This window comes from Stenotrophomonas maltophilia group sp. Smal32 (assembly GCF_030237085.1).
GTDB lineage: Bacteria > Pseudomonadota > Gammaproteobacteria > Xanthomonadales > Xanthomonadaceae > Stenotrophomonas > Stenotrophomonas maltophilia_Q.
In genome coordinates this window covers 19,337-21,733 of the sequence record NZ_JASJSI010000075.1, presented here as the reverse complement: position 1 = coordinate 21,733, position 2,397 = coordinate 19,337, and the positions used below count along the sequence as shown (strand labels likewise).

Annotated in this window: 1 protein-coding gene; it reads left to right on the top strand. The window is 65.9% G+C overall.

Annotated elements, in window-relative coordinates; translation table 11 throughout:
* The first annotated feature begins 334 nt into the window (after positions 1-334).
* Complete coding sequence (gene recQ / locus QRO91_RS16285; protein WP_197619920.1) at positions 335-2,140, top strand: DNA helicase RecQ; 1,806 nt, start codon at positions 335-337, stop codon at positions 2,138-2,140.
* Positions 2,141-2,397 lie beyond the last annotated feature (257 nt).

Here is a 2,397-nt window from a genome sequence, read left to right as displayed (position 1 = left end):
TTTGTTTTTTATTATATTTAGAGCCAAATAAACTCTTTAATAACCATTTTTTGTTTTTCTATATCTCTGTTTTTAGCGCGGGGCTTGGGGTGGAGCGCCCCCGCGGAACCCTGATGGGGGGGGGGGGGGGTGGGTGGGGGGTGGGGGGCGGGGGGGCCGCTGGGGGGGCCCAAGCCCCCCCCCAGGGAGGGTTTACCGGCGTGACCGCCACCCCCACACCGCCCCGCCCAACCAGCAGACACGCCAGAGCCGGCTGTTGCCGTTGACGTTGCCGTGGCTTGTAGCAGGTGCAGGGCACAGCCCTGCCGCCGCCTCCGGGAGGTAAACTAACCGGATGGCTTCCCGTCCCGCGCACGACCTGCTCCAACGCGTCTTTGGTTACGACGATTTCCGTGGTCCGCAGCAGGACATCGTGGAGCATGTGGCTGCCGGTCACGATGCCCTGGTGCTGATGCCCACCGGCGGCGGCAAGTCGCTGTGCTACCAGGTGCCGGCCCTGCTGCGTGACGGTTGTGGCATCGTCATCTCGCCATTGATCGCCCTGATGCAGGACCAGGTCGAAGCCCTGCGCCAGCTCGGCGTGCGTGCCGAGTACCTGAACTCCACTCTGGATGCCGAGACCGCCGGTCGCGTCGAGCGCGAGCTGCTGGCCGGCGAGCTGGACATGCTCTATGTCGCCCCCGAGCGACTGCTGACCGGCCGCTTCCTGTCACTGCTGTCGCGCAGCCACATCGCGCTGTTCGCCATCGACGAAGCGCATTGCGTATCGCAGTGGGGCCACGACTTCCGCCCTGAATACCGGCAGCTGACCGTGCTGCACGAGCGCTGGCCACAGATTCCACGCATCGCGCTGACCGCCACCGCCGACCCGCCGACCCAGCGCGAGATCGCCGAGCGTCTCGACCTGCAGGGAGCACGCCATTTCGTCAGCTCTTTCGACCGCCCCAACATCCGCTACACCGTGGTGCAGAAAGACAACGCCCGCAAGCAGCTGACCGATTTCCTGCGCGGCCACCGTGGCGAGGCCGGCATCGTCTACTGCATGTCGCGGCGCAAGGTCGAGGAAACGGCCGAGTTCCTGTGCGGCCAAGGTTTCAATGCCCTGCCCTACCACGCCGGCCTGCCGCCGGAAGTGCGCGCGAACAACCAGCGCCGCTTCCTGCGCGAGGACGGCATCGTGATGTGCGCCACCATCGCCTTCGGCATGGGCATCGACAAGCCGGACGTGCGCTTTGTCGCACATACCGACCTGCCCAAGTCGATGGAAGGCTACTACCAGGAGACCGGCCGCGCTGGCCGTGATGGCGAAGCCGCTGAAGCATGGCTGTGCTACGGCCTGGGCGACGTGGTCCTGCTCAAGCAGATGATCGAGCAGTCCGAGGCCGGCGAAGAACGCAAGCAGCTGGAGCGGGGCAAGCTCGACCACCTGCTGGGCTACTGCGAATCCATGCAGTGCCGCCGCCAGGTGCTGCTGGCCGGTTTCGGCGAGACCTATCCCCAGCCCTGCGGCAACTGCGACAACTGCCTGACGCCGCCAGCCTCGTGGGACGCGACCATTCCAGCGCAGAAGGCGCTGAGCTGTGTCTACCGCAGCGGCCAGCGCTTCGGCGTCGGCCACCTGATCGACGTCCTGCGTGGCAGCGAGAACGAGAAGGTGAAGCAGCAGGGCCACGACAAACTCAGTACCTATGCGATCGGCCGCGACCTGGATGCACGTACCTGGCGCAGCGTGTTCCGGCAACTGGTCGCCGCCAGCCTGCTGGAAGTGGACAGCGAGGGCCACGGTGGCCTGCGCCTGACCGATGCCAGCCGTGACGTGTTGACCGGCCGTCGCCAGATCAGCATGCGCCGCGATCCGGCCAGCAGCACAAGTGGCCGCGAGCGCAGTGCGCAGCGCACCGGCCTGTCGGTGCTGCCGCAGGATCTGCCCCTGTTCAACGCCCTGCGCGGCCTGCGTGCCGAACTGGCGCGCGAACAGAACGTGCCGGCCTTCGTGATCTTCCACGACAGCACCCTGCGCAACATCGCCGAGCAACGCCCGACCAGCCTGGACGAACTGGCACGGGTCGGCGGCATCGGCGGCACCAAGCTGAGCCGCTACGGCCCGCGCCTGGTCGAAATCGTGCGTGAAGAAGGGTAGCGCCAACCGTACGCTGATGCCCCTGTAGAGCCGAGGCCCCCCCGCGCGGGCCGTAGGGGCCATCCCCCCGCCCGGGGGGCGCGGGCGAAACATGCCCCCGGGCCACCAAGCAACACCCCATAACCCCGCACTCGATAAACCGCTGCATTCGCGCTTTTTTTAGGCCAGTACCAACGCTCGCACCCAGATCCATTTGGGGTGATTTATAAGCACTTAGTAAAACGGCTTTAACAGGCGCAAGGCATCCGTGAAGCAGA

Excerpts from the sequence above, each read along its gene's own strand:
- recQ (WP_197619920.1), top strand. The coding sequence starts at position 335 with ATGGCTTCCCGTCCCGCGCACGACCTGCTCCAACGCGTCTTTGGTTAC.